This is a genomic window from Candidatus Hakubella thermalkaliphila (assembly GCF_013281975.1).
GTDB classification, from domain to species: domain Bacteria; phylum Actinomycetota; class Humimicrobiia; order Hakubellales; family Hakubellaceae; genus Hakubella; species Hakubella thermalkaliphila.
The window spans coordinates 1-3,623 of sequence record NZ_BLRZ01000139.1 but is presented as its reverse complement, the minus strand read 5'-3'; the positions used below and the strand labels follow the sequence as shown (position 1 = coordinate 3,623).

Annotated in this window: 3 protein-coding genes and 1 pseudogene; 2 read left to right on the top strand and 2 right to left on the bottom strand. The window is 45.1% G+C overall.

Annotated elements, in window-relative coordinates:
- Positions 1-194 (bottom strand): annotated as a pseudogene (locus HW443_RS09880) (hypothetical protein); the annotation flags it as partial.
- 479 nt (positions 195-673) lie between these two features.
- On the opposite strand from HW443_RS09880, the gene HW443_RS09875 reads away from it, so the two are divergent.
- On the top strand, positions 674-1,078 hold the full coding sequence (locus tag HW443_RS09875) for a vitamin K epoxide reductase family protein (RefSeq protein WP_176236767.1): 405 nt from the start codon (positions 674-676) through the stop codon (positions 1,076-1,078).
- Between the two features lie 100 nt (positions 1,079-1,178).
- Here the strand turns inward: HW443_RS09875 and HW443_RS09870 are convergent, their stop codons facing one another.
- Entirely contained in the window at positions 1,179-1,649 is a 471-nt protein-coding gene (locus HW443_RS09870) for an Lrp/AsnC family transcriptional regulator (RefSeq protein WP_258188940.1), read from the bottom strand.
- A 362-nt stretch (positions 1,650-2,011) separates the two neighbouring features.
- Between HW443_RS09870 and glnA the strand changes: the two genes are divergently transcribed.
- Positions 2,012-3,463 (top strand): type I glutamate--ammonia ligase, encoded by a 1,452-nt coding sequence (gene glnA, locus HW443_RS09865; RefSeq protein WP_275942766.1) that lies wholly within the window; start codon positions 2,012-2,014, stop codon positions 3,461-3,463.
- The last annotated feature ends 160 nt before the right edge of the window (positions 3,464-3,623 follow it).

Genomic DNA, 3,623 nt, shown 5'->3' with positions numbered 1-3,623 from the left:
ACCACATTCTTTTCCTCAAACTCTTCAAAAGACACACCGTACTTTTTCTGAAAACTTTGATCCAGATTTTCGTAGTGGGCTAACTTTCTACGATACTCCCTTCTAAGAAGCGTTATAAGAGCTTTCCTGGTATCTCTTTCCTCAGGATTAAGGAAGTGTAGATGTTCCTCTATCTTACCCCCTAACTCCAGCATGGTAATTTATCTCCTTGCTTAGCGCCCATTTATTCTGTTAGAAATGTATTCCTAAAGGTTGGTGAATATCTCCTATTTCGAGACAGAGCTAATTATAACATAAGTAAAGGAGAGCCAGATTCATCATAGTACTTCCCTTCCTAAATCGAGCCTTAAGTCCTATCTTATGAAATGAAATGGACCATAGCCAGACCTACCAAAATAGCAAAGGAGAAACTAGACACCGTACCCCACTGCAAAAGAAACCCATGGAAAGGTGAAAGTATATTATTCGCCCTTATCTAGATGAAGAAGACGAGAGATCTTGCTGCCAAAAATTGCTCCAGTTCTTGATTATTGAGACCATGTCTTAATGAGTTCCAGCAATCTGTTATTATATAATATGTAAATATGTAAAATGCATAAATTGAGATGGGAATCTAGTACCAGGAATGAGTCTTGCCAATTCTCTATGAACCCTATAAAGAAAGGGTCTCAGGGTGAAGAGTAAGATTATTGTCGCTCTGGCCATCATAGGGATGATCCTGGCAGGCTATCTTATCTATCTCCACTACTCTCCCACCGAGGCTTTGTTGTGTGCCGAAGGCTCTGGCTGTGATGTGGTAAACAAAAGTGTCTATTCTGAGATCTGGGGTATTCCCGTAGCCATTCTGGGATTTCTCATGTATCTAAGTATTTTGGTCCTGGCCATCCTGGCAGAAAAGGGGCTCCAGAAGAGGGCCATGCTGCTCTCAATATTCTTCATTGCTCTGGCCGGAGTGGTCTTTTCTTCTTATCTCACTTACGTGGAATTTTTTGTCCTTTATGCAGTGTGTAATTTCTGCCTGGCCTCAGCCGCGGACATCCTTCTGATCTTTGGTATTTCGGTAACAGATGTACTTTAGGGACCTTTTGCTTAGAAAATAGATTCCCCATTTTCGTGGTCTGCGGGTGAGGGGTCCCTTAATGAGAAATTACTGTCCATTTCAGTCAAATGCCTGAGGTCTAGATCTCTATACCATATTCACCCTTCATCACGTTCAAGACCAGCATGGTATAGGTTCTTCTCACATGCTGCATGGCTAATATTCGTTTCACAAAGTCGTTCAAACTGGCACGATCTCTAAACCTGGCCACTATTATGGCGTCATATTCCCCGGTGACATCGTATACTGCTGAGACATTTGGCTCCCCGGCAATCTCCCTTTCTATCTCCAGTAGATACCCCCCCTCGACAATGACGCCGATCAAGACTACCAGATCATACCCCAACTTTGAGTAGTCTATGTCGGGGATGAATCCTTTGATCACTCCAAGCTCTCGGAGCTTGTTCACCCTGTTGTAGACCGTTCCCTCGGCAACACCCAGCCTGTCCGCTATTTCTCTGTAACTTTGGCGGGCGTCCTTTTTGAGCTCTCTGATAATTTTGATATCGAGATCGTCAATTTTGCTCATGATAATTGAGGATATCTTCATTATATTACCCCTGTCTAGATTTGTAATTTCTATGGTAAGATCAAAACCACCCTCTCACCAAGTAGATAAAATATTAGTGAATTATATACTAAATAGTAGATTATTTACAAGATTCTATATTTTTTTATAAAGATATTGACAAATTCATGATCTGTATTAAAATACAAAGCATGTGATAAATAGGATGTCGGCCTAACAGATCAGGAGATGGGCAGCACTCTATTGGGAAAGAGCAAGAGAATGGTTGATGAAGTGGCTCAGATAAGGTAGGGGGATACCTGCAGAAGTGAATTCCCCCAAATCTTCAACCAGTTAATAGATCTCTTCCCAGTGTAAACTGTCTAGAAAACAGGAGGTATAGTATGGTCAGAATTAACAACATGATTACCAGAAACATGACTGCGGCAAAGGAAGTTATCGAACTATGTGAAGAAAAAGATCTAAAGATAGTGGACCTGAAGTTTACCGATCTACCCGGCCTGCTCCAACACTTTTCCATTCCAGCTACGGAATTAGGCGAGAGCCTATTTGAGAAGGGGGCTGGCTTTGACGGGTCCAGTATTAGGGGCTTTCAGGAGATTCACGAGAGTGATATGTTGCTCTTGCCGGATCCGGAGACAGCCATAGTGGACCCTATCTGTAAGGTACCCACCCTGTCCCTTATCTGTAACGTCAGAGACCCAGTCACTGGCGAAAGCTACTCGCGTGATCCCCGCTACGTGGCTCAAAAGGCAGAGGCGTACTTGCGATCCACTGGTATAGCAGATGCCAGCTACTGGGGTCCAGAAGCGGAATTCTTCGTCTTTGACAGTATCAGATTCGATCAGAACCAGCACTGTGGTTATTATTTCGTGGATTCCGCCGAAGGGATCTGGAACTCAGGAAAGAACGAACGTTCCAACCTGGGATACAGGCCTCGCTATAAAGAGGGATATTTTCCCGTTCCTCCTACGGATAGCCTGCAAGACTTCCGATCTGAAGCAATCCTAAAGATGATCGAGGCAGGTATCGAGGTGGAGGCACACCATCATGAGGTGGCCACCGCCGGCCAATGTGAGATTGATATGAAATACACCACGCTTACCAGGATGGCTGACCAGCTCACGCTCTATAAGTACATCTTGAAGAACGTAGCCAGGGATCATTTTAAGACCGTCACCTTTATGCCCAAGCCCCTGTTTATGGACAACGGTTCGGGCATGCATACCCACCAGAGTCTGTGGAAAGAGGAGAGAAACCTGTTCTATGACCCCGAAGGATACGCCCTGTTAGGCAAGACAGCCATGTACTACATTGGTGGACTGCTCCAGCATTCGCCAGCCCTCCTGGCCTTCTGCGCTCCCACGACCAACTCCTACCGGAGACTGGTGCCTGGCTATGAAGCCCCAGTCAATCTGGTTTATTCCCAGCGGAATCGAAGTGCCTGTGTGAGGATACCCCTTTATTCGCCGGACCCCAAGGCCAAACGGATCGAATACCGCCCGCCTGATTCCTCCTGCAACCCCTATCTAGCTTTTGCGGCCATGTTAATGGCCGGACTAGATGGTATCGAGAAGAAGATGGATCCAGGCGAACCGTTGGACAAAGACCTCTACGAACTTTCACCAGAAGAGGCTGCCCAGGTAAAGGTTGTTCCCGGCACTCTGGACAAGGTTTTAGAGGCGCTGGAAGATGATTATGAGTTTCTTCTCAAAGGAGATGTCTTTACAGAGGACATAATCTCTGCCTGGATCGAATACAAAAGAAGGAACGAGGTCGATCAAGTAAGACTTCGGCCTCATCCCTATGAGTTCTATCTTTACTTTGATATCTAAATTTTTGGGGAATGCCCGGTTTATCTTCTTGAAGGAAAATAAATTCCCTCTCCTTAGAGCCTACAGCTACAAGGATCGAAATAGACAAATTTGGAAACATCACTTGAGGACATCCAGATCCTCTAGCCTTGTACGCATGGTCTTTATGCCATCGACAGCC